This is a genomic window from Aeromonas sp. 75A (assembly GCF_051919425.1).
In the GTDB taxonomy this organism is placed as follows: domain Bacteria; phylum Pseudomonadota; class Gammaproteobacteria; order Enterobacterales; family Aeromonadaceae; genus Aeromonas; species Aeromonas veronii.
This window is the reverse complement of sequence record NZ_JBQBES010000002.1, coordinates 4,487,376-4,509,594: the sequence shown is the minus strand read 5'-3', so window position 1 is coordinate 4,509,594 and position 22,219 is coordinate 4,487,376. Positions and strand designations below refer to the sequence as shown.

General features: G+C 59.0%; 24 protein-coding genes. 7 read left to right on the top strand and 17 right to left on the bottom strand.

From position 1 onward, the window contains the following. Positions 1 to 41: 41 nt before the first annotated feature. On the bottom strand, positions 42 to 737 hold the full coding sequence (locus ACTG2T_RS21030; protein WP_103252038.1) for an HAD family hydrolase: 696 nt from the start codon (positions 735 to 737) through the stop codon (positions 42 to 44). Then, positions 737 to 1,453: a bifunctional 2-polyprenyl-6-hydroxyphenol methylase/3-demethylubiquinol 3-O-methyltransferase UbiG gene (gene ubiG, locus ACTG2T_RS21025; protein WP_103252039.1), complete on the bottom strand. Its 717-nt coding sequence runs from the start codon at positions 1,451 to 1,453 to the stop codon at positions 737 to 739. The genes ACTG2T_RS21030 and ubiG overlap by 1 nt, the downstream gene beginning before the upstream one ends. Before the next feature lie 198 nt (positions 1,454 to 1,651). On the opposite strand from ubiG, the gene gyrA reads away from it, so the two are divergent. Beyond that, on the top strand, positions 1,652 to 4,399 hold the full coding sequence (gene gyrA, locus ACTG2T_RS21020; RefSeq protein WP_330124309.1) for a DNA topoisomerase (ATP-hydrolyzing) subunit A: 2,748 nt from the start codon (positions 1,652 to 1,654) through the stop codon (positions 4,397 to 4,399). Between the two features lie 118 nt (positions 4,400 to 4,517). On the opposite strand, the gene ACTG2T_RS21015 is transcribed toward gyrA, so the two are convergent. After that, positions 4,518 to 5,915 (bottom strand): alpha-amylase family protein, encoded by a 1,398-nt coding sequence (locus ACTG2T_RS21015; RefSeq protein ID WP_330124308.1) that lies wholly within the window; start codon positions 5,913 to 5,915, stop codon positions 4,518 to 4,520. Positions 5,916 to 6,177: 262 nt separating this feature from the next. Between ACTG2T_RS21015 and ACTG2T_RS21010 the strand changes: the two genes are divergently transcribed. Then, on the top strand, positions 6,178 to 6,333 hold the full coding sequence (locus ACTG2T_RS21010; protein ID WP_162895351.1) for a hypothetical protein: 156 nt from the start codon (positions 6,178 to 6,180) through the stop codon (positions 6,331 to 6,333). A gap of 157 nt (positions 6,334 to 6,490) precedes the next feature. On the opposite strand, the gene ACTG2T_RS21005 is transcribed toward ACTG2T_RS21010, so the two are convergent. After that, positions 6,491 to 7,546: a PA0069 family radical SAM protein gene (locus ACTG2T_RS21005; RefSeq protein ID WP_330124307.1), complete on the bottom strand. Its 1,056-nt coding sequence runs from the start codon at positions 7,544 to 7,546 to the stop codon at positions 6,491 to 6,493. Between the two features lie 173 nt (positions 7,547 to 7,719). Between ACTG2T_RS21005 and ACTG2T_RS21000 the strand changes: the two genes are divergently transcribed. The 5 genes from ACTG2T_RS21000 to rplT all read left to right on the top strand — a co-directional run bounded on the left by ACTG2T_RS21000 (position 7,720) and on the right by rplT (position 11,676). After that, entirely contained in the window at positions 7,720 to 8,307 is a 588-nt protein-coding gene (locus ACTG2T_RS21000) for a tetratricopeptide repeat protein (protein ID WP_236323248.1), read from the top strand. A 232-nt stretch (positions 8,308 to 8,539) separates the two neighbouring features. Then, complete coding sequence (thrS, locus tag ACTG2T_RS20995; protein WP_330124306.1) at positions 8,540 to 10,468, top strand: threonine--tRNA ligase; 1,929 nt, start codon at positions 8,540 to 8,542, stop codon at positions 10,466 to 10,468. A gap of 3 nt (positions 10,469 to 10,471) precedes the next feature. Continuing rightward, on the top strand, positions 10,472 to 11,020 hold the full coding sequence (infC, locus tag ACTG2T_RS20990; protein WP_026034907.1) for a translation initiation factor IF-3: 549 nt from the start codon (positions 10,472 to 10,474) through the stop codon (positions 11,018 to 11,020). A gap of 86 nt (positions 11,021 to 11,106) precedes the next feature. Next, the gene (gene rpmI / locus ACTG2T_RS20985) at positions 11,107 to 11,304 is read left to right on the top strand and encodes a 50S ribosomal protein L35 (protein ID WP_005336688.1); all 198 of its coding nucleotides are present in this window, start codon (positions 11,107 to 11,109) and stop codon (positions 11,302 to 11,304) included. A 15-nt stretch (positions 11,305 to 11,319) separates the two neighbouring features. Then, entirely contained in the window at positions 11,320 to 11,676 is a 357-nt protein-coding gene (gene rplT, locus ACTG2T_RS20980) for a 50S ribosomal protein L20 (protein ID WP_005336687.1), read from the top strand. Between the two features lie 125 nt (positions 11,677 to 11,801). Here the strand turns inward: rplT and ACTG2T_RS20975 are convergent, their stop codons facing one another. The 13 genes from ACTG2T_RS20975 to ACTG2T_RS20915 form a co-directional block, all read right to left on the bottom strand. After that, on the bottom strand, positions 11,802 to 12,962 hold the full coding sequence (locus tag ACTG2T_RS20975; protein ID WP_330124305.1) for a phage late control D family protein: 1,161 nt from the start codon (positions 12,960 to 12,962) through the stop codon (positions 11,802 to 11,804). Further along, a complete protein-coding gene (locus ACTG2T_RS20970; protein WP_005352106.1) occupies positions 12,962 to 13,453 on the bottom strand; it encodes a phage tail protein in 492 nt (163 codons plus the stop codon). The genes ACTG2T_RS20975 and ACTG2T_RS20970 overlap by 1 nt, the downstream gene beginning before the upstream one ends. A gap of 12 nt (positions 13,454 to 13,465) precedes the next feature. Then, positions 13,466 to 15,901, bottom strand: a complete 2,436-nt coding sequence (locus ACTG2T_RS20965) for a phage tail tape measure protein (RefSeq protein WP_330124304.1) — start codon at positions 15,899 to 15,901, stop codon at positions 13,466 to 13,468. Then, the gene (locus ACTG2T_RS20960) at positions 15,898 to 16,029 is read right to left on the bottom strand and encodes a GpE family phage tail protein (RefSeq protein ID WP_330124303.1); all 132 of its coding nucleotides are present in this window, start codon (positions 16,027 to 16,029) and stop codon (positions 15,898 to 15,900) included. Before ACTG2T_RS20960 ends, ACTG2T_RS20965 begins: the two co-directional genes overlap by 4 nt. 8 nt (positions 16,030 to 16,037) lie before the next feature. Further along, positions 16,038 to 16,322 carry a phage tail assembly protein gene (locus ACTG2T_RS20955; protein WP_019445430.1) on the bottom strand — a complete coding sequence of 95 codons (285 nt, stop codon included), beginning with the start codon at positions 16,320 to 16,322 and terminating at the stop codon, positions 16,038 to 16,040. Positions 16,323 to 16,399: 77 nt separating this feature from the next. Beyond that, positions 16,400 to 16,918: a phage major tail tube protein gene (locus tag ACTG2T_RS20950; RefSeq protein ID WP_330124302.1), complete on the bottom strand. Its 519-nt coding sequence runs from the start codon at positions 16,916 to 16,918 to the stop codon at positions 16,400 to 16,402. 9 nt (positions 16,919 to 16,927) lie between these two features. Beyond that, positions 16,928 to 18,106 (bottom strand): phage tail sheath protein, encoded by a 1,179-nt coding sequence (locus ACTG2T_RS20945; RefSeq protein ID WP_439973817.1) that lies wholly within the window; start codon positions 18,104 to 18,106, stop codon positions 16,928 to 16,930. Positions 18,107 to 18,312: 206 nt separating this feature from the next. After that, a complete protein-coding gene (locus tag ACTG2T_RS20940) occupies positions 18,313 to 18,714 on the bottom strand; it encodes a tail fiber assembly protein (protein WP_330124301.1) in 402 nt (133 codons plus the stop codon). Positions 18,715 to 18,717: 3 nt separating this feature from the next. Next, the gene (locus ACTG2T_RS20935; protein WP_330124300.1) at positions 18,718 to 19,746 is read right to left on the bottom strand and encodes a phage tail protein; all 1,029 of its coding nucleotides are present in this window, start codon (positions 19,744 to 19,746) and stop codon (positions 18,718 to 18,720) included. Then, complete coding sequence (locus tag ACTG2T_RS20930) at positions 19,746 to 20,378, bottom strand: phage tail protein I (RefSeq protein ID WP_330124299.1); 633 nt, start codon at positions 20,376 to 20,378, stop codon at positions 19,746 to 19,748. Before ACTG2T_RS20930 ends, ACTG2T_RS20935 begins: the two co-directional genes overlap by 1 nt. Next, a complete protein-coding gene (locus tag ACTG2T_RS20925) occupies positions 20,375 to 21,274 on the bottom strand; it encodes a baseplate J/gp47 family protein (protein WP_330124298.1) in 900 nt (299 codons plus the stop codon). Before ACTG2T_RS20925 ends, ACTG2T_RS20930 begins: the two co-directional genes overlap by 4 nt. Beyond that, a complete protein-coding gene (locus ACTG2T_RS20920; RefSeq protein WP_330124297.1) occupies positions 21,271 to 21,642 on the bottom strand; it encodes a GPW/gp25 family protein in 372 nt (123 codons plus the stop codon). Before ACTG2T_RS20920 ends, ACTG2T_RS20925 begins: the two co-directional genes overlap by 4 nt. Continuing rightward, a complete protein-coding gene (locus tag ACTG2T_RS20915; RefSeq protein ID WP_330124296.1) occupies positions 21,639 to 22,190 on the bottom strand; it encodes a phage baseplate assembly protein V in 552 nt (183 codons plus the stop codon). The genes ACTG2T_RS20920 and ACTG2T_RS20915 overlap by 4 nt, the downstream gene beginning before the upstream one ends. Between the last annotated feature and the right edge of the window lie 29 nt (positions 22,191 to 22,219).

Sequence of the window (22,219 nt, the reverse complement as noted above, 5' to 3'; positions counted from 1 at the left end):
CTTCGCCCCCGTTTTCGCATGTCAGCCGGTAAGACTGCGCGTTACGCCTTGGCCGTCAACTCATAGCGCAGCCAGTGGTGCAGGGCCTGCACGGTATCAAACTGCAGATCGGCGCCCCACTGGGCGGGATCTTCCTCATCATTGAGATAGCCCCAGCCAGCGACCGCGGTGCGCATGCCAGCATTGCGGCCTGCTTCGATATCCCGCACATGATCCCCCACATAGAGGCAGTGAGCCGCCTCGACCCCCAGCTTCTCACAAGCAAAGAACATGGGGGCGGGGTCGGGCTTGCGTACCGGCAGGGTATCGGCACTGACAGTGACGCCGCAGCTGGCAAGCTCTGGCAGGGCCGCCAGCAGCGGCTCGGTGAGAAAGCCCGGCTTGTTGGTGACGATGCCCCAGGGGAGCTGTTTTTCATCCAGCCACTCGATAAGATCCACCATTCCCTCATAGGGACGGGTACCGACGCAGAGATTGGCCGCGTAGTAGTCGAGCAGGGCATTGCGCAGGCGCGTGGCCCCCAGCTCTTCAAGCAGTTCGTCGCCGAGGCCCGCTTTCAGCAGCCCGAGCGCTCCGTGGGAGGTGGTCTGACGAATGATGTCGTCAGAGAGGGGCGCAAAACCTTCGCTGATCAGCACGTGGTTGACTGCGGCCCCCAGATCCGGGGCTGTGTCGAGCAGGGTACCATCCAGATCGAACAGCACACCGCGCAGGGGCAGAGGGTGAGAGGCGCTCATCAACCGTGCTCCGGGCGGACAAACTCAACCATATAGTTGACGTCGACATTCTTGCCGAGCTTGAACTGGTTGGTGAGCGGGGCGTAGTGGACGCCGCTCATGTCCCGCACCAGCAGGCCAGCCGCTTCACCCATGCGACACAGTTCGGCCGGGGTGATGAATTTTTTGTGATCGTGGGTACCCTTGGGCACCATCTTCATCAGGTATTCGGCCCCGATGATCATCATCAGATAGGATTTGGGGTTGCGGTTGATGGTGGAGACGAACACCCGGCCGCCCGGGCGCACCAAGGTGGCGATGGCGCGCAGCACGGAAGTGGGGTCCGGCACATGCTCCAGCATCTCCATGCAGGTGACCACGTCATACTGGCCCGGTACTTCGGCGGCATGGGCTTCGGCAGTGATCTGGCGGTACTCGAGCTCGACACCCTGCTCCAGGGCGTGCAGGCGGGCGACGCCGAGGGGCTCCTTGCCCATGTCGATGCCGGTGACCCTTGCGCCACGGCGGGCCATGCTCTCGGAGAGGATGCCGCCACCACAGCCGATATCGAGCATGCGCTTGCCAAACAGACCGCCACTTTTGTCGGTGATCCAGTCAAGGCGTACCGGATTGATTTGATGCAGGGGTTTGAATTCACCTTCCATGTCCCACCAGCGGGAGGCGATGGCTTCAAACTTGGCGATTTCTGTCAGATCGACATTGGCATCACTGTTCATTTTTCGAAGATCCTGTGGCAGGGCGCCCGCTTCTGAGTCATGGGCGCAATCTATTGTCCTGGCGGGCATTATAACGGACGGACTTTGTCACACCAGCCCGATCTGATACCCGATTTGTGGCTTAAGGTATTTGGCTCAGTGTGTTACCATGTCGCGCTGTTTAAGCCAAAGAACAACTAATTAGGGATAAGGCTTTCTATGAGCGATCTGGCCAGAGAGATCACGCCGGTCAACATCGAAGAAGAGCTCAAGAGTTCCTATCTTGATTACGCCATGAGCGTGATCGTAGGACGAGCTCTGCCGGATGTGCGTGATGGCTTGAAACCGGTTCACCGCCGCGTTCTGTTTGCTATGAACGAGTTGGGGAACGACTGGAACAAGCCCTATAAAAAATCGGCCCGTGTGGTCGGTGACGTAATCGGTAAATATCACCCGCACGGCGATATCGCTGTGTATGACACCATTGTCCGGATGGCGCAGGATTTCTCCATGCGTTACATGCTGGTCGATGGTCAGGGCAACTTCGGTTCAGTCGACGGCGACAGCGCCGCGGCGATGCGTTATACCGAAGTGCGGATGGCCCGCATCTCCCACGAGCTGCTGGCCGATCTGGACAAAGAGACCGTGGACTGGGTGCCGAACTATGACGGCACTGAGATGATCCCGGCGGTCATGCCTACCAAGGTTCCCAACCTGCTGGTCAACGGCTCCTCCGGTATTGCGGTGGGCATGGCGACCAACATTCCGCCTCACAACCTCACCGAGATTGTCAATGGCTGCTTGGCGCTGATCGAAAACGGCGACCTCACCATTGACGAGCTGATGACCTACATCACCGGCCCGGATTTTCCCACCGGCGGCATTATCAACGGTCGTTCCGGCATCGTGCAGGCGTACCGTACCGGTCGTGGCTCCATCTATGTGCGGGCCAAAGCTGAAGTGGAAGTGGACGAGAAGACCAGTCGCGAGACCATCATCGTTCACGAGATCCCCTATCAGGTGAACAAGGCTCGACTGATCGAGAAGATCGCCGAACTGGTCAAAGAGAAGAAGATCGAAGGCATCAGTGCCCTGCGCGATGAGTCTGACAAAGACGGCATGCGCATCGTTATCGAAATCAAGCGCGGCGAGTCCGGCGAGATTGTGCTGAACAATCTCTACAAGCACACCCAGATGCAGACCACGTTCGGCATCAACATGGTGGCACTCGATAACAACCAGCCCAAGGTGATGAACCTTAAAGAGATCCTGGATGCGTTCCTGCTGCACCGCCGTGAAGTGGTGACTCGCCGGACCGTGTTCGAACTGCGCAAGGCGCGGGATCGGGCACACATTTTGGAAGGTCTGGCGGTTGCGCTGGCCAACATCGATCCCATCATCGAGCTGATCCGTCACAGCGCGACCCCGGCCGACGCGAAAGCGGGCCTTGTTGCCAAGGGCTGGGAACTCGGCAACGTGGCCGCCATGCTGGAAAAAGCGGGTGACGACGCGGCACGGCCCGAGTGGCTGGAGCCCGAGTTCGGTATCCGTGAAGGTCAATACTTCCTGACCGAACAGCAAGCCCAGGCCATCCTTGACCTGCGTCTGCACAAGCTGACCGGCCTCGAGCACGAGAAGATCCTGGAAGAGTACCAATCTCTGCTGGATCTGATCGCCGAGCTGCTGCACATCCTGGCGAGCCCGGCTCGTCTGATGGAAGTGATCCGCGATGAACTGCTGGCCGTGCGTGAGCAGTATGGCGACGAGCGTCGCACCGAGATCAGCATGTCCAGTGCCGAGATCAACATCGAAGATCTGATCACCCCGGAAGACGTGGTGGTTACCCTGTCTCACCAGGGCTATGTGAAGTATCAGCCGCTCTCCGACTACGAGGCCCAGCGCCGCGGTGGTCGTGGCAAGTCGGCCACGCGGATCAAGGAAGAGGACTTTGTGGAGCGTCTGCTGGTGGCCAACACCCACGACACCATTCTGTGCTTCTCCACCCGTGGCAAGGTCTACTGGCTCAAGGTTTACCAGCTGCCGGAAGCGTCCCGTGGCGCCCGTGGTCGTCCGATCATCAACCTGCTGCCGCTGGAAGAGGGTGAGCGTATCACCGCTATCCTGCCGGTGAAGGAATATGACGCCGAGAAGTATGTGTTCTTCGCCACCGCCAACGGTACCGTGAAGAAGACCAGCCTCTCTGACTTCAGCCGTCCGCTCTCCTCCGGTATCCGCGCCATCAACCTCAAAGAGGGCGATGAGCTGATCGGGGTGGATATCACCGACGGCAGCAACGAGATCATGCTTTTCTCCGACGCGGGCAAAGTTGTTCGCTTCGCGGAAGGCAGCGGTCGCGCTGATGCCGATGTCAGCGATGATGTTGAAACCGACGACGATGCCGGCAATGACGATGATGGCAACGACAACGGCGAAGGCACCGAAAGCAAGGGCACCTTCAAGGGCGTGCGTCCCATGGGTCGTACCGCCGCCGGTGTACGCGGCATCAAGCTGGGCGCCGGTGACAAGGTGGTTTCCCTCATCGTTCCGCGCGGCGAAGGTGCCATCCTCACCGCCACCGAGAACGGTTACGGCAAGCGGACAGCGTTGGCAGAATACCCGACCAAGAGCCGTGGTACCCAGGGCGTTATCTCCATCAAGGTGGATGAGCGTAATGGCAAGGTGATCGATGCGATCCAGGTCGAAGATACCGACCAGATCATGCTGATCACCAACGGCGGCACCCTGGTGCGTACCCGTGTTGCCGAGGTGAGCGTCATTGGCCGTAACACCGGCGGTGTCCGTCTGATCCGTACCGGTGAAGATGAGACCGTGGTTGGCCTGCAGCGCATCGCCGAGAGCGATGAAGACGAGAACGACGCACTGGCCGTTGACGGTGAGGTATCTGAAGGTACCGATACCGCGACCGGCACTGATGCGGTCGATGCTGGGGAAGCGGGCGACGAGTAATCGTCACCTGTTACCCGAGCAACGTCTCTGAGCAAAAAGAGCGACCCTGGTGGTCGCTCTTTTTATTTGTCTGCTTTTTATGACAGGCAGATGAAAGTAGGGCCGGGTGCTGGCCTGATCACTCCTGCAGCCACATTCTGGCGCTGCGGGCGGGAATGGCGACCCGTACCCACTGGCTCTGCACGTTGACCACGGCACCTTGGTCGAGCACGTCACGATAGTTGCGATACCAGTTCATCTCGAACCTGGCGGTATCGAGCCAATACTCCTGCTCATAGTCGCACTTGTTGATGCCGACCAGCCCCTGTTTGCCCCGTTTGAACAGCACGAAGCAGTCACCGCTGCCGATCAACTGCATCGGTTGACCCTGCACCGCATTGTGGAAGCGGATCATCCCCTTGAGATCGGCGCGCTGGTAGTAATCCTGCCAGCGCAGTCCATCCTTGGCCTGGGTCTCGCCGTGATCCGAATAGACCAGCGGCGAGCCACCATCGCGGCCGAGCAGGTAGGCATAGGCCAGCTTCTCGTCAGTCTGGCTTAAGAGCTGATAGCGGAAGCCGTCGTTGGTGGGGATGTCGTGGGTCACGGCAAAGGTGACGGCGCGACTGCCCGGTAGCGCCTGACCGTAGGCGCCCGGATCCGCCAGCAGGTTCATGCTGCCGCCATACCCCAGCGCGCCACGCAGGGAGGCAAACAGCGGAAAGTCATAGGCTCCCTGACCGCTACTGTCGAGGTAGGGTTTGAGAAAGCGCTCGTAATCGGTGCTGCCTGCGCCCCCAGTGGTGATCACCTCGCCAAACACGTGCATCCCCTGTTTGATTTCGGGGGTGAACAAGGCATTGATCTGGTAATCGCTCATGTGTTTGACCGCATCGACCCGAAAACCCTTGATCCCCATCCCCTTGAGTGCTTTGAGATAGGCCTGTTGCTGACTCACTACCCAGTTGTTGGGATCCAGATCCGGCAGCCCCTTGTCACCGGCACTGCCACAGAGTCGCCAATACTGGACATGACCCGGATCGCTCCAGTCACTGATGCACCCTTCGGGATGAAAATCCTGACCGGAGAGGAGGTTTTGCCCCAGATCGCCAAACAGTTTCTGGCGCTCGAAATAGGCCGGGTTGCTGGCGTAGCTCTGCAGCAGCCCGTTGCCGGGGTAGTTGAGATCGCTGCGTTTCCAGCTTTCGTTGGCCATGTGGTTGAGCACCACATCGGCATAGACGGCGATGCCCCGCGCCTTCATGGCGGCGATCAGCTGCTCGAGATCCTGCTTGTTGCCAAGAGGGGAGTCGACAAGGCGCAGATCCTGCGGCTGGTAACGGGCCCACCATTCGTTGCCTGATGACTTGAGAGGCGGCGAGATGAGTACCTGTTTGTAACCGGCCGACTTGATAAGATCGGCTTTGGCAGTCACTTCACTGTACTTCCAGTTGAAGGCGTGCAGTATGACGTCGGCTTGCGCCAAGGGGGCGATCAGCATGCCTGCGATCGCCCATATTCCCGCTGTGTGTTTCATTATTGTGTCCCTGTTTTTATAGATGCCTGAATGGGCAAGCCAGCTTTGGCGGGAACAGGATGTGCTGCAATCCACAACCTGCAGATTTGTGACCGCTTTCAGGATGATTTCGCCGATTATGTGAGCTATTTCGGCTTTTCCTTGTCACGGCCAGTTGCCTTTTTACAAGTGATTTTTTTGTCATTTCCCTGTCATTCCCAGCAGCTATCCTGCCAGGCGAGTGGTGCGTTGTTGCCATCACCTTCACCGTCAGGAGCTGCATATGACCAGTTGGATCACGTGGGAAATTTGGTGGAGCCGGGTATGGGGCGAATCAGAGGTGCCGCAGTATAAAGAGGATGAGCACGAAGTGGCCCATGAACCCTCGCGACTGCCGGTTGAAATGGTGCAACAGGGGCGGGATCAGCGCGCAGGCTAAGGCGTTAGCCCTCTCTTTACCGGATAGCGCGATCCTGACGTGACATGGCTACTCCGTTGGAAAATTCTGAAAAGCGGGGTTTCCACAGGATGTGTTGCGGCAGGCCTTCCTCTCAACCTCTTGGCACGCCTGATGTGTGAAGGGAGTGAGCAGGGGATTAGAAGAGCGACAGCTGCTCCCCGGGACGGATAAACCCATCCAGCCTGAGCTGAATATGGCGTTTGCCCAGATCGAGGCGCTTGCTGATGAGGCGAAAGCGCTGGGCCAGCAGATCGGCAAAGTGCCCCTCACCGCGCATGCGGGTACCGAAGGCGGTACTGTTGAGCCCGCCACCGCGGCTGGCTCGCAACTGATTCAAAATAGCCTCTTTCTGGCCCGGATAGTGGGTATCGAGCCAGTCACCAAATAGCGGCGCCAGCTCGTGGGGCAGCCGTAGCAGGATGTAATCGGCGCAACTGGCGCCAGCCTCGGCAGCCGATTTGATGATCTGCTCCAGCTCCGGTTCATTGAGCCGCGGGATCATGGGGGCGGCCAGTACCCCCACCTGCACGCCAGCGTTGGCCAGCTTCTCGATCACTTTCAAGCGGCCTGCACCCGTGCTGGCGCGGGGCTCCAGCTGTCGGCGCAGGGTTTCGTTCAAGGTCGTCACCGATACCATCACCTGACACAGTCCCTCTCTGGCCAGCTCGGTCAACAGATCGAGGTCGCGCAAGATCATGGCGCTCTTGGTAATGAGCCCGACCGGATGGCGGTGGGCCAGCATCACTTCCAGCAACTGCCGGGTGAGGCGATAGCGCTGCTCGATGGGTTGATAGGGGTCGGTATTGGCGCCAATGAAGATGGTCTGTGGCTGATAGGCCTGTTTGGCAAACTCCCGGCGCAGCAGGTCGGCTGCATTGCGTTTGGCAAACAGCTTGCTCTCGAAATCGAGGCCGGGGGAGAGCTCCAGATAGGCATGGCTGGGTCTGGCATAGCAGTAGATGCAGCCGTGTTCGCACCCCTGATAGGGGTTGATGGAGCGACCAAAGGGGACATCCGGCGAGCTGTTATAGCTGATGATGCTGCGTGCATCGATCTCCCGCACCTCGGTGCCAGGCACAGAAGGAGTGAAAGCGGCATCCCAATCGGACGATTGCCAGCCGTCATCGATCGCTTCGACAAGGGGGCCGCTAAAACGGTGATCGATATTGTGGGGACTGCCTCGTCCTGCCATGGTGTGCACCAACACTGTTTATACATACAGTAATTTTGCAGGTGCACCGGATAAATGACAACAACTGCTGATCGACCGGGTGCAAAAAGGGTTGTTGCAGGGATCTCTTGCTTGATTGCGGCGCTACATTTCGTTTACATAGACGAAATGAGAACTGGATCACGGAAATTATCATGAGCCCCACCACTTCCCGTTGGCTATTTATCGGTCTGATTGCGCTGGTTATCTGGCGTCTGCTTCCGCTCTCCACCGAGCAGGAGATGGCTGCCGCCAACCGTGCCTGGCGTACAGGTCACTTCGATGAGGCGACCCGCATCTGGTCGCCACTGGCGGCGCAGGGGCAACCCCGGGCGCAAGCCTTGATGGGCTGGAGCCATGAGGTGGGGCAGGGGCGCGAGCAGGATATCCATCAGGCCATCAGCTTCTATCTGCAGTCGGCGCAGGCAGGGGATCCCTTCGGCCAATATCGGCTGGCAGAGCTCTATCTGCGCGGTGTTGGGGTCAAGCGAGATCTGCGCCAAGCCTTTCACTGGATGGATCAGGCTGCCCGCAATGGCGATGTCCCGGCCATGCTGAAAGTCGGTGTACTTCATCTGATGGGGGTCAGCGGCAGGGTCGATTTGCCTCAGGCGAAACAGTGGCTCTTTCTGGCGGCACAAAAGGGCAACAAGCTGGCGCTTCAGGTGCTGCAAGAGCTGGCGCTGGCAGAGGAGGGGAGCAGTGACTTTGACTTCAACTGGCAATCCCTGCTTGGTGAATAGTCGGTAGGCGACTCATTTGACTGTAGAAAATATCTGCAAATCCGATACAGCACGCCCGACTTCTGGTAGCATGGGGCCGTTTTGGCTTGGTTTGTCACGTTAGACATGTGGTTTACGTGTCAGGCCGTCTTCGCAAAGTGCTGTGGAGAACCAAAACATCACCTTTTTGAATCTCTTTTCCATCCCGCATGTGACCTTTGGTAGGGGTCACCACTGTATAAGGAAACACATAATGCCAATCATTACTCTGCCTGACGGCAGCCAACGTCAATTTGCCCACTCTGTTTCCGTCATGGATGTGGCTGCGGACATCGGTCCCGGTCTCGCCAAGGCGTGCATTGCCGGTCGGGTAAACGGTGAACTGGTAGATGCGTGCGAGCTGATCGAAGCCGATGCTGCGCTGGCCATCATCACCGCCAAAGACGAAGAAGGTCTGGACATCCTGCGCCACTCCTGCGCCCACTTGCTGGGTCATGCTATCAAGCAACTCTGGCCCCAGACCAAGATGGCCATCGGTCCTGTCATCGACAACGGCTTCTACTATGACGTTGATCTTGACCGTACCCTGACCGATGAAGATCTGGCTGCCCTGGAAGAGCGCATGCTGGCGCTGGTAGCCAAGGATTACGACGTCATCAAGAAGAAAGTCTCTTGGCAAGAAGCGCGCGATGTATTCGAGGCGCGCGGCGAGTCTTACAAAGTCGAAATCCTGGATCAGAACATTGCCCGTGATGACCAGCTAGGTCTCTATCATCACGAAGAGTACATCGACATGTGTCGTGGCCCGCACGTGCCCAACATGCGTCACTGCCACCACTTCAAGTTGCTGAAGATGTCCGGCGCCTACTGGCGTGGCGACTCCAACAACAAGATGCTGCAGCGTATCTACGGTACTGCCTGGGCTGACAAGAAGCAGCTCAAGGCTTATCTGCAGCGTCTGGAAGAGGCCGCCAAGCGCGACCACCGCAAGATCGGCAAGCAGCTCGACCTGTATCACATGCAGGAAGAAGCACCCGGTATGGTGTTCTGGCACAACGATGGCTGGACCATCTTCCGTGAGCTGGAAACCTTTATCCGCGGCAAGCTCAAAGAGTACGACTATCAGGAAGTGAAAGGTCCGTTCATGATGGACCGCGTCCTGTGGGAGCGTTCAGGTCACTGGGAGAAGTATGCCCAGGCCATGTTCACCACCCAGTCCGAAAACCGCGAGTACGCCATCAAGCCGATGAACTGCCCGGGTCACGTCCAGATCTTCAACCAGGGTCTGAAGTCCTACCGCGATCTGCCGCTGCGGATGGCCGAGTTTGGTTCCTGCCACCGCAACGAGCCGTCCGGTTCCCTGCACGGTCTGATGCGGGTGCGCGGCTTCACTCAGGATGACGCTCACATCTTCTGTACCGAAGAGCAGATCATGGAAGAGGTCTCCGGCTGTATTCGTATGGTCTATGACGTCTATGGTACCTTTGGCTTCGAGAACATCGTGGTCAAGCTCTCCACTCGTCCCGAGCAGCGTATCGGCTCCGACGAGATGTGGGATCGTGCCGAGAAAGCCCTGGCCGAAGCGCTGGAACTCAACGGTCTGAAGTACGATCTGCAGCCGGGTGAAGGGGCGTTCTACGGTCCCAAAATTGAATTTACCCTGCACGATTGCCTTGATCGTGCGTGGCAATGTGGTACCGTGCAGCTCGACTTTGCCCTGCCTGGTCGTCTGGGTGCCACTTATGTGGGCGAAAACAACGATCGCCATGTACCTGTGATGATCCACCGGGCTATCTTGGGTTCTATCGAGCGCTTCATCGGTATTCTGACTGAAGAGTACGCCGGTCTGTTCCCGACCTGGTTGGCACCGACTCAGGCTGTGGTCATGAATATCACGGACAATCAGGCCGATTATGCGGTGAAAGTAGCCAAAGCATTGAATGATGCGGGCCTTCGCGCAAAAGCGGACTTGAGAAATGAGAAGATTGGCTTTAAAATCCGCGAGCATACTTTGAAGCGAGTACCTTTCATGCTGGTCTGCGGCGATAAAGAAGTTGAAGCCGGTAAGATTGCAGTACGGACTCGTAAAGGGGCTGACCTGGGCACTTATCCTGTTGAAGAGTTCATCGCTCTGTTGACCCAGGAAGTTCAGACCCGCGGACAAAAGAAAGTGGAGGAATAAGCTATAAAAGGCGGAAAAAAACTGGGCAAGCAACCGCAAGCCCGCGCTCACCGGATCAATGAAGAGATCCGTCTGAAAGAAGTTCGTCTGACTGGTCTGGATGGTGAAGCCATTGGCATCACCTCCATTCAGGATGCTCTGAACTTGGCCGCAGAGGCCGGAGTTGATCTGGTAGAGATCAGTCCAAATGCTGAGCCGCCCGTTTGCCGGATCATGGATTACGGCAAATTCCTCTACGAAAAGAGCAAAACAACCAAAGAACAGAAGAAAAAGCAGAAAGTCGTCCAGGTCAAGGAAATCAAATTCCGTCCTGGCACTGACGAAGGCGACTATCAGGTAAAACTACGCAACCTGGTTCGCTTTCTGGAAGACGGGGACAAGGCTAAGGTCACCCTGCGCTTCCGTGGTCGTGAAATGGCACACCAGGATCTTGGTATCAAGGTTCTGGAGCGCGTCAAGAACGATCTGGAAGAGTTGGCCGTAGTTGAGTCGTTCCCGAAAGTCGAAGGCCGTCAAGCTGTGATGGTCCTCGCACCTAAGAAGAAATCTTAAGGCCCACAAGAAATTGACTCATGGGGCTTGCCCCATGAGTTGGTTCGCCTTGCGATTTTGTTGTCACTCACAATGCGGAGTATGAAATGCCGAAGATGAAAACCAACCGGGGTGCTGCAAAGCGCTTCAAAAAGACTGGCTCGGGTCGCTTCAAGTGCAAGCACAACCACCTGCGTCACATCCTGACCAAGAAGAGCAGCAAGCGTAAGCGTCAGCTGGGGCCGAAATTCATGGTTTCTGCTGCCGACCACAAACGTGTTGTCGCTTGTCTGCCGTACGCATAAGGGGGGATGTGAAAAATGCCAAGAGTTAAACGTGGTGTGACTGCTCGAGCTCGTCACAAGAAAGTAATGAAAGCCGCCAAAGGTTACTACGGCGCCCGTTCCCGTGTTTACCGCGTAGCGGTACAAGCGGTAACCAAAGCTGGTCAGTATGCCTACCGTGACCGTCGCCAGAAAAAGCGTCAGTTCCGTCAGCTGTGGATTGCGCGTATCAACGCTGCAGCCCGTCAGAACGGTCTGTCCTACAGCCGTCTGATCAACGGTCTGAAGAAGGCTTCTATCGAGATCGATCGCAAGATCCTGTCCGATATCGCCGTTCACGACAAAATGGCTTTCACCGCCCTGGTTGAAAAAGCTAAAGCAGCTCTGGTTTAATCCAGTTCTGTTATAAACGCTAAAAGGAGGCTCAGGCCTCCTTTTTTGTATCTGTAACTCTCTGTTTTATATAAATTTTTCCTTTCTTATGTCCACATTATGTCCACGCTTTTTTATCTATGTGGTCACTCCGGCAGCTCTGCCAGTTTCACTTCGAGTTGCAGGCGGTTGGTGTAGCCCTGGTCGGTGAGGTCGTGTACCACCTGGGTGAGTAGCCAGTCAGCCTCGTCGATTTGTGGTTTGAATCCCCTGACCGTGGTGGGTTGTTCCGGGTAGAGCTCGGGTCGGCCTTTGGCCAGGGTGATCTGAAACTCGGCCACGCCGCGCTGCAGCTTTTCCCACTCAGCCCGGGCGGCGCGCATGGCGTTGCTCTGACTGGCGTAAACGTGACGCAGCTCCTTGACGTTCTCACTGTCGCCAACCAGCAGCTCGTTCTCCTTCTTGTTGACCACCACGCCCGGCGGTAGCGGCCGTTCCTCTTTCGGTTTGGTCTTCCGCATGCGCTTCACCTCGATTTTCTTCTTCTCGGCGGCTTTGTTGTCTTGCCAGTAGGCGATGACACCGGTGTATGCATCGCGGTCTGCCACCGAGAACTGGTGCTGATCGCCGTCCTGGCGGGTGATGGTGATGGCTGGGAGAGGCTTGCCGCTGGCGGTGGTGCCGTTGCCCGCCTTGATGAACATCAGGCGGCCAGATTTGACGGTGGCGATGGCATCCTGCTCGGTGGCCAAGCGGGTGAGAAAGGCCAGATCGCTCTCGTTGGTCTGGTCGATGTGGTCGATCACCATCCCCTTGAAGGCGTCGCCAACGCTTGGGATCAGGCCATAGCGGGCGGCAAGCTGCTCCACGATGGCGCCGATGGTTTCGAAGTGCCAGCTGCGCTCGCGCAGTTTGTTCATGCCCCCGCGCAGGTCTGCCGATTTGCCTCTGATGGTGAGCACATCCGGTGCGCCGCCGTGTTCCACCTCGTCAATTTTGAAGGTGCCTTTATCGACCAGGGGGCCGCCTTGCCAGCCGATGCTGGCTTGCAGGGTGGCCCCACGGCGCGGCATGGCCAGCTTGCCGTCGCTGTCATCGAGGGCGATTTCGATGGTATCGGCCGAAAAGCCCCGGTTATCGGTGATGGTCATGTGCATCAGGCGCGGGCGTAGGGTGCCCGAGATATCGCTGCCATCGACCCGCACCTGATAGGCGGGCGCCGGATGCTGCTGGCTCAGGGCATCCAGCTGGCTGGTGATACCAAGGTTTTCAGCCAAGCGGGTACCGAACTGGTCGAATGCCCCCATCAGAGCAGCCCCCCGACTTTACCGCCCACGGTGTTCAGCAGCTTGCCAACGCCCAATCGACCGAGCAGGTTGCCCGCAGTGCGGCCGAGCAGGGTATTGCCGAGGGAGCTGTCGTTGTCATCGACCCGCTTGAGCTTGATGCTGAACTCGATTTTTCGGGCGCTGCCATCTTGAAAGAACTCGCTGCGGGTGGTGCTGATCCCCTCTATCACGAACGAGCCTCGCATCACGCCATCGCCCTGGATCAGGGGGAAGGCTTGGCCGCTGTCACCCATGCTGTTGAGCATATCGAGGGAGACTGGGCCGCCGGTGAGCTCTGGATAGAGCACCCCGCTTAAGTGACTGAGCTCGTCATCTGGCCCGAGGTACTGATATGAGGGGCGGGCGCCGACCCGGTTATTGCCCGGGTGGCGCCATGATTTTTCGTCTTGTTGAGATTGCGGGGCCACGGTCGAGCGCATAAACACGAACCAGCCCAGGGTCATCATCATGGTGGTTGCTCCTTAGTTGCGGTCGGTCAGGGAGGCACGGCCACTGGCAGCCGCCTGCCGTTCGCGTCGGTCCAGTTCGCGGCGCACCTCTTGCGCCACATCGGTGGCTGATTGTCCCGGCTGCTGGGTGATACTGATCGGGGCGTGGATCTGGGTGGTGCTGTTGCCTCGGGCCACTGGTCGCACCGGGGTGACGATGCGCGGGCCGTATCCCGAACCGCCCGCCATGGCCGGGGTGTTGTAGTTGCCGGTGAGGTAGCCGGATGGATTGACGTTGGCGGTGACCGAGCCGCCCCCCTTCATCCAGTCCGGCAGCAGGTCGGTGAGGGCTTTGATCTTGTTCTTCAAGCTCTCCCACTTGGCACTGATGCCGCCAATCAGGCCGTCGATGATTGCTTTACCCTTGTTGGCTGCCCCTGCTGGCAGGGTATCGAAGAAGGCCCAGATCTCGTTCCAGTGCATGATCAGCATGCCGATGGGGGTCCATGAGAAGAGCTCTTTCAGGAGTTCCCAGAAGGCGAGAACAGGGGCCTTGCACTGTGCCCAGAGTTCGCTGAACCACTTGGTGACCCCATCCCAATTTTTGTAGAGCAGGTAGGCCCCAGCTGCGATCGCCGCAATCCCCATGATGAACCAACCGATCGGGGTGGTGAGCATGGCAATGCCGAGCCTGACCATGCCCATGGTCAGCGCCTTGATGAAGGTCAGTAGCGGGCCGCCATAGACCAGCAGGGTTGAAAGCCCCATCTTGATGGCAGCCAGTGGCCCCAGCAGACCGGCCACAATCAGCAACAGTGACCCGCCAGCAGCAGCCGTTACGGCGGTGACCGCCGCGATACGGGTCAGGGTAGAGGTCAGCTCTGGGTTGGCCCGCATCCAGTCGCCGGTGACCTGGATGATCTCGGTGATGCTTTGGATAATGCCGCGCAGTGGGCCGTTCTCGGTCTCCATCATCTGGATGCCTACGTCGTCCCAGGCGGAGGTAAGGTTGTCCAGGTCGCCGATGGCGTTATCGGCCATCACTTTGGCGACCTTGCCTGCTTCCCCCTGAGTTTGCTTCAAGGTGGCGATGAGCTCCTGCAGCTTGCCGGAACCGGCCTGCTCGGTTAGCACGGTCAGGGCGGCAAATGCCTCCTCGCCGGCGATGGCCTTGAAGTAGCCCGAGCGGGTGGCGTCCCCCATTTTGCTGGTTTTCTTGTAGAGCTCGTCCAGGATATCTGGCAGCGAGCGCAGGTTGCCCGCCGCATCGGCGGTCTTGACGTTGAGGGCGGCCAGCGCATCATTCGCGGCCTTGGGCGGGGAGGCCAACCGGCCGAGAATGGCGCGGATCGCGGTACCGCCCATGCTGCCCTGAATACCCGCATCCCCCAGCTTGCCCGCCATGGCGGAGGCGGTTTCAAGGTCAACCCCGAGCCCTGCCGCTACCGGCCCCACGTATTTCATGGTTTCACCCAGCATCTGCAAGTCGACGTTGGCGCGGGTGAAGGTGCCGACCATCACATCCCCCAAGCGGGTCATCTGGTTGGCCGGCAGCTTGAAGCCGGTCAGGATGTTGGAGCCGATATCGGCAGCAGCGGCAATCTCGACGCCGCCCGCCTTGGCGATATCGAGCACCCCGGGCATGGCGTCACGGATTGCCTTGGGGGTGAAACCTGCCATGGCCAAAAAGCCTTGGCCCTGCGCCGCTTCGCCCGCCGTGAAGGCGGTATTGGCGCCGAGCTCCCGTGCCTGGGCCCGCAGGGCGGCCAGTTCGCGGCTCTCTTTGCTCAACCGAGTGATCGCCTGCACCTTGGACATATCGACATCAAAGCCCATCGCCTTGCCCGCGATATTGGTGCCCTTGTAGATGGCAGCGGCCCCGGTGGCCATGCCCGCTGCGCCATAGCCCGCCAGAGTGCCGCGCATCGACATGGTTTTGTCGTAATTGGTTTTGATCTGGTTAAGGCGTTTTTGCTGGTCGGCCAGTTGCCCCAGCTTGGCCCGCTGCTGGTCCAGCTGGCTGTTGGCGGCGGCGAGATCACTCTTGAGCTGACGCTGCTGCTGGCCCAGCTGTTTGCTGTTGATGCCTGCCTCGCTCATGGCCCGTTTCAGGCTGCCGTGACGGGCGACCATTTCCCGCTCTTGTTGGGAGAGGTCGCGCACCTTCTGCTTGGCTTGCTCCATGGCGCGGGTCATGGCCTTGGTTGGCTGTTCGAGCTTGGCGAATTGCTGGGCCATCTGCTGGGCGTCGCGCTGGGCCTGGGTCAGCTGGGCGCGGGTTGCGCCAATCTGCTGGCCGAGGGTTCGATAGCCATCAATCTGGCCGCTCTGGGCTTCCAGCTCCTTGATGCGCTTTTTCGTGTCGACCAGATCTTTGGCGGTGATACGGCTCTGGCCGCTGGCTGCCTTGAGGGGAGCGGTGAGCTTGTCGATCCCGTTAAGCAGGATTTGCAGTTTGAGAGGGTTCATTGTTGTTCTACCCCGTTGATGCGGTTGTGAGTCTCAACGAGGCGCTGGTGCCAGCCCATCAGCTCGCTGATCTCCATGGCCGCCATCTCGGACGGCGGCCAGTGGGCGATGATGGCCAGATCGGCCATCACCTCGTCTACGCAATGAGGTAGGCCATTCTCTTCGGTACCAAAAAAGCGCTTACCTCGCTGCCCAGCTGCATCAGGTCAGCCGGATCCATGTTGCCGATCTCGGCTTCGGTCAACATGGGGGTAGTGATGCGGGGCAGCAGTTTGGTGAGGGCGTTGACGTCCATCTGCACCACATCGGTCATATTGAGGCCGCGCATTTCGCCCGCCTTGGGTTTGCGCAACTGGATCTCGGTGAGGGTGGTGTCGCCGCGCTGGATGGCTTGGTCGAGGGTAACGGTTTTGTTTTCCATGGTGTCGGTTCCTGGTGATGTGGTGAGGGCGGCACTTATTGGTTGGATAAGGACCGCCCATTGGATGAGGGAAGGGGTTAGAGGCCGATGGCTTTGCGGTGTTCGGCCATGCGGTCGATGCCATCGGGGCCGATCTCAATCATGTTGATGAGGTCGATTTCATGGATCACCTGACCGTTGATGGTCTCCTTGTAGTAGGTGTTGACCATGCCGACCTTTGCCTGGGAGTTGTCACCGGCCTTGAGGGTGCCGCGGTCGAGCTCTTTGAAGCGGCCACGGCAGATGATCTCGACGGGTACCACCTCGGCGGTGTCGTCGCCCTGCACCGAGCCGGCAAAGCGCACCATGGTGCCGTCGGCCTTGGGTTCCCCCATGCAGCGCAGCAGGGGCTCGCCATAGCCGCCGAAGGTGAACGAGACATCGAGGGCGCTGTCATCGAATCCCATGTCGATGTTGACGGCGCCGCCCATGCCGCCGCCGCGATAGGCTTCAAACTTGCGGGTCAATTTGGCCGGGGTGAAATCTTCCGCTTCACCCACCCAGTTCTCGCCGTTGAGAAAGACGTTCAGGCGTTTGAATTTGCGTGGCAGTGCCATGGGGGCTCCTTATGCTGCGGCCGCGACGCGGGCGCCGAAGTCGATCAGGTAGTGGTCGGTGATGCGCTGGATGAAACCGAGGTCTTCGAGTGGCGGCACCGGGGTGTAGTTGTAATCAATGCGTAGCTTGCCCGCCTTGAGGGTGTCCTTGTCGTTGAGCTCCTCGTTGTACCAGCAGTCAAACCCGAGCAAGTACCCGCCGTTCACCAGCTCGCGCCCCTTGGCCTTGATCCCTTCGACGATGTCTTTGACCAGGGAAGGGTGCAGCGGCTTGTCGTTGGCCCACATGTGCGCCTCGGCCATGGTGTCAGCCAGGATCTGGGCGGTGCGGGTGTAGTTCTCGAAGGCGAACAGGGGATCATCTGAGCAGGTGCGGTTGCCCCAGTAGCGAAAGCCATCAGAGCGGATCAGGGCGGTGACTTCGTTGGCGTTGAGCAAGCCGACCTCGGTGTCGGGGTCTTGCAGATCCCAGAACAGGTTTTTGGTGATGCCATCGACCCCGGTCACGCCGACGTTCGACAGGGTCTTGTGCCAGCCAATCTCTTTGTCGATGAGCGCCCGCATGGCGGCGGCCTTGAGGCAGGCATCGAACTTGATGCTGGCATTGGTGGCAACGTCCCACGCCGTCCAGTCGGCATGCACCAGCATCAGCTCACGGCTGGAGAAGTTTTCACGGTAGGCCAGCGCGGCTTCGACGGTCTCGGCGATGGTCGGTACATAAGCAAAGGCGCGCAGTTTCTTGGCCATGCCCGCCAGCGCAGTGGACACCGGCAGGGTGCAGTTGTCCGGCACGCAGAGGATGCGCGGCTTGACGCCGGTGGCCGGGGTGGCCCGCTCCAGTGCTTTGAGGCCGGTGTAGCTACCATCGGGCTTGATGGTGCCGATGATGTTGCTGGTCAGCGCTGCTGCATCTGCGCCTTTGGCCACGCGCACGGCGATAACGATGGTGTTGACGGTGTCATAGATGGTTTGCAGCGAGCGTTTCAGGTTCCCCTCGCTGCCCGCTTTGGCGATGGCTGCCGGCAGGTTGGCGATCAGCATAGGCTTGTCGAGGGGGAAGTAGGTGGCGTCGGCGTCTTCGCTGGTGCAGACCATGCCGATCACCGCCGTGGCGACGGTGCGGATGGTACGGGTACCGTCGGTCGCTTCGACGACGCGCACGCCGTGGTGGAATTGGTCCAGTGCCATAGGTTCTCCTGTTGTCCGGACGGAGCATTCTTTGCGTAGGTAATGCAGGTGATGTGAACAGGGTCAGGATGCAGGGGCAGGGGATCGCAGGCGAGCGGCGGCCAGTGTATCTGGCGTGGATACACTGGAGAGGCGGTGACAATGGGGTGATGGGCGGCAGTAACCAAACACCCCGCACAGGGCAGGGTGGTTGCGTTGGTGGGTGGTTAGATGACCTTGTCCGGTTCGGCTGGCCATTGCGGTTTATCAGGCCAGCCGGTTTGTTCTGGCACCAGCGTCAGCTCGTAGCGGTAGCGCAGCCAGTCTGCCAGCAGCTCGGTGTGCTCCGGCTTGGCGTAGCCGCCATCGACGGCGGGTTTGATGATGGCGATCTGCTGGTTTGCTTCAGTTATCCGCATAGATTGCTCACGAATGGTCTTTTCTTCTACTGAGGGCTGACTCTGTGCAACCAATTCAGGATATCCGTTTTTATCTGGAACTATTTGAAACCCATCTGACTGAGACTCAAGGAGGCGTTGATATTCGTCATAAGGTATTTCAACCGCATCTTCGACAGACTTATCAAAAATAAAGCCAAGGAGCGATTTTGAATAAAATACTGTTTTCATACGTTATCTCCCTACGGCAAGATAAACACCCATACCAGTAGTCATAGCGCCAGGCAGGTTGTTGTTTGCTTGAAAGCTGGCTAATGCGTTTCCTCCACCAGCACTCAATATCGCATTGATGCATCCGTTAGAACCTGCGATAGGGATCGTGGCAAATAAAGTGTTAGGGAATACGGTTGGATAAGTAATCACTGCACTTGCTCCGGCTGCGATGGATGGGATGTTCCCCCACTGGATAATAAAACCACCTAGCCATGATGGAAATGCAATAAACCCATTCGAGCTGGCAATGAAGTTAAATCCCAACTTCAATTTCTTCGGTGTCACAGCGACATCGTCTGCCGTCCCTGCTGTTGTTTGGGATGCTGTCGCAACCTTCATCATCCCCAGCACATTCTCGCTGGCCTGCTTCACCCACCCCCATAGAGTTTTCACCGTCACCACTGCATCTGCTTTTTGATTCGCAGTGACCGTTTCATTCACCTCTACCTGGGTGGCGAAGCGGGAGAATCCCTTGGCCGCTTCGCTGGCGTCAGGGTGACCGCGACTCTCCTTGTGTGCCTTCATCACATCATCGACGTATTTGCGGGTGGCCAGCACCACTGCTGGGTCAATCTTGAGCTCCACCGCGCTGGTATCGTTGACGATCAGCACCATACGGATGGTCTGGGTACGGCCAGAGCCTTCCGATAACTGGGGCTTGTAGGTGTCCGGGCTGTTGGCAATGGCGATCAAGGTGCCCGTATCATCGAACAGGCCCACCTCGCGGATCCACCATCCGCCAACGTTCTCGGGGATGATCTGCTCGGCCACCAGTTGCGCCGGATTGAGCGGGTCTTGAAACAGGGTATTGAGGGGGGCACGGTGTTGTTCCCGCACCAGGACGGTCTGTGCTGGGTTCGGGGTGACCGGCAGGCCGTTGCCGTCGCCCACCGCCATCTGGGTGATTTTGAGCGGTACGCCCAGCGCGATGGCGTTGGCGATTTTGGCCTGTCCCGCATGGGTGGGGATAGCGAAATAGATGGCACTCATTAATGGGCACCTCCTGTCTGTTGCGGGTGAATGGTCAGGGTGTCGAGGGTGTGCAGGGCGCCGCCGTGCCACTGCTGGCCACGGATCTCGATAGTCTCTGGGCTGTAGGGGTAGATGGTCAGCTCGTCGCCCAGGTAGCAGGCGGCCCCCAGATAGAGCGGGCCACGGATTTCCATGCTGATGGCCAGCCCCGTCAGATGGCGGGTCATGGGTTTGGCGTCGGCGATAAGCCGTTCCAGCTCCTGATACATGGTTTCGGTGATGCCGGTGTCGAGCACTCCGATATCGAGCTTGAAGGTGCCCGGGGTGGCGGTCGGGGTCTCTTGCCACCACTCCAGCACCCGGATCAGATAGCCGAGCGGTTCGACTACCCGGCGAATGGCACCGATGGTGCCCTTGCGGCTGTGGACGAAGTAGCTGTTGGCGATCACCTGGCGCTTGGTAGCCTCCGGCCATTTCTCATCCCAGCGGTCGACGCTCCAGCTGGCGGCCAGATAGGGCAGCAGGTGGGCGGGGCAGGTCCATGGTGACCAGAGTGAGCGAAACGGGATCGGTAACTGCATCGCCTGATCAGCGGTGGCGGCCAGATTGCGCTCGGTGCGGGTGGTGCCGGGTGGCAACAGGTTGTTCATGCTGCCAGCTCCACGGTGAAGGCGGTGCAGTAGGCTGCCTGGGTGGGGCTCGGGGTGATATCGGCCCAGCCCGGCAGATCGACCTTGGTCACCCCCTGCACATGCAGGGCGGCATCGATAGCTGAACGGGGTACTTCGACCCCGATACGGCGGCGCGGGTTGATAAAGGCGGCGAGCCGGTCGCGGGCGGCCTGCAGGATCACATTCGCCTCGGCGCCCTGGTTGCTGACGTGCAACCGAGCGTTGATGGTGTAGTGAATAATTCCGGCGCTTTGTACGGTAAGCCGGTCGGCCACCGGTCGCTTATCTTCGTGGCTCAGTGCCTGGTCCACCTTGGCGATCAGCGCCGCGTCAGCGGTGCCGTCCCCTTCTGTGCTGAGGATGGTGACGATGGCCACTGCTCCCGATGGGCTTGAACCTTTGGCGTCTGCCACCTTGCCATCAGCCGAGAGGGCGAAATACTCATAGGCCCCGGTCGGACCGGCGACACTCAGCCCATCCCATGCCATCAGGGCACGCAGGATCAGCGCTTCGTCATCTTCCTTGATTTCGGGTACCGGCGGGGTGGCGCTCGGATCACCCTGTTGAATGGTGAGGCGTTTTACATTCCAGTTGGCTACCAGATTGTCGAGGTCGCTCCCCTTGGCCCATGCCAGCATATTGGCGACGGCGGCATCGTTGATGCGTTGGCGCAGGATCAGCTCCCGATAGGCATTCTCCTGCAGCAGCTTGGTGATGGGCTCGGATTCGAGCGCAAGAGTAGTGGTGACGCTGGCTTGCTGGTCTGCCGGATAGAGGCTGATGAAATAGGCTTTGCGCTCGGCAAGGATGGCCTCGTAATCGAGAATCTCGATCACATCGGGTTGTGGCAGTTGGGAGAGGGTGATGGTGCTCAACTGGCTGCTCCTGTAGGGATGGTGATGGAGGCACTTTCTGTTTTTGAATCGGGCGCTCCGCCATCTTTGCGCTGCCAGGTGAGCTCGATGGTGAGGGCACCATCCATGCCGCCGCCCAGCACATCGACGCGGGTGACGGTGATGCGCGGCTCCCAGTTGATAAGGGCCTGCACAGTGGCGGCCATCAGGCGCAGGCGGGTGGCTTGATGCTGGGGCATGTCGATGAGGTAAAAGAGCTCGCTACCGTAGTCGCGGCGCATCACCCGGGAACCCACCGGGGTGATCAGGATGTCACGCACCGACTGGATAATGTGGTCGGTGGCGCTGATGGCGCGGCCATGGGTGGCATTCATGCCGAGCCAGTTCATACCGGACCCCCTGATTGGCCATCGCCCGGCTGCACGTTTTTGTGGCCGTGTTCTGTCACTTCGATGTCGCCCACCTTGGCGGTGTCACAGATGAGGCGCTTGGCCTGCAGCTGGTTGGTGCAGATGGTCTTGGGGGTATCGAGAGTCACGCTGACACTGGCGACGATAGTGGCCTGCTTGATGCCGGTGGTGTTGAGCTCACCGGTTGCCGGGTTGTATTCGATGATGGCGCCGTCGCTGTATTCGGTGCGGTCGAGGTCCGGGTTGTCATCTTCGGCCAACGGCTCGGGGAACTGGTCAGCATTGAGGCGACCGACGATATAGGCATTGCGCAGATCGCCGCTGACGGAGAGCAAAATCACCTGCTCGCCCAGGCTCAGGCGATGGCGGGTACGGTTAGCTCCGGCCCGTTCTGTGGTATAGGGCCGCCAGTTGGTGGTGATGTCGCCGGTTTTGACGCGACACTCTCCGGAGCGCACGGCGGTGACGGTGCCAATGCGGATCAGGTTGTCGATCAGGCGTTTGAGTTCGGTTGGGGTCGGTTGCATGGGGCCATTGTTTTGGGCAATGGCGGAGA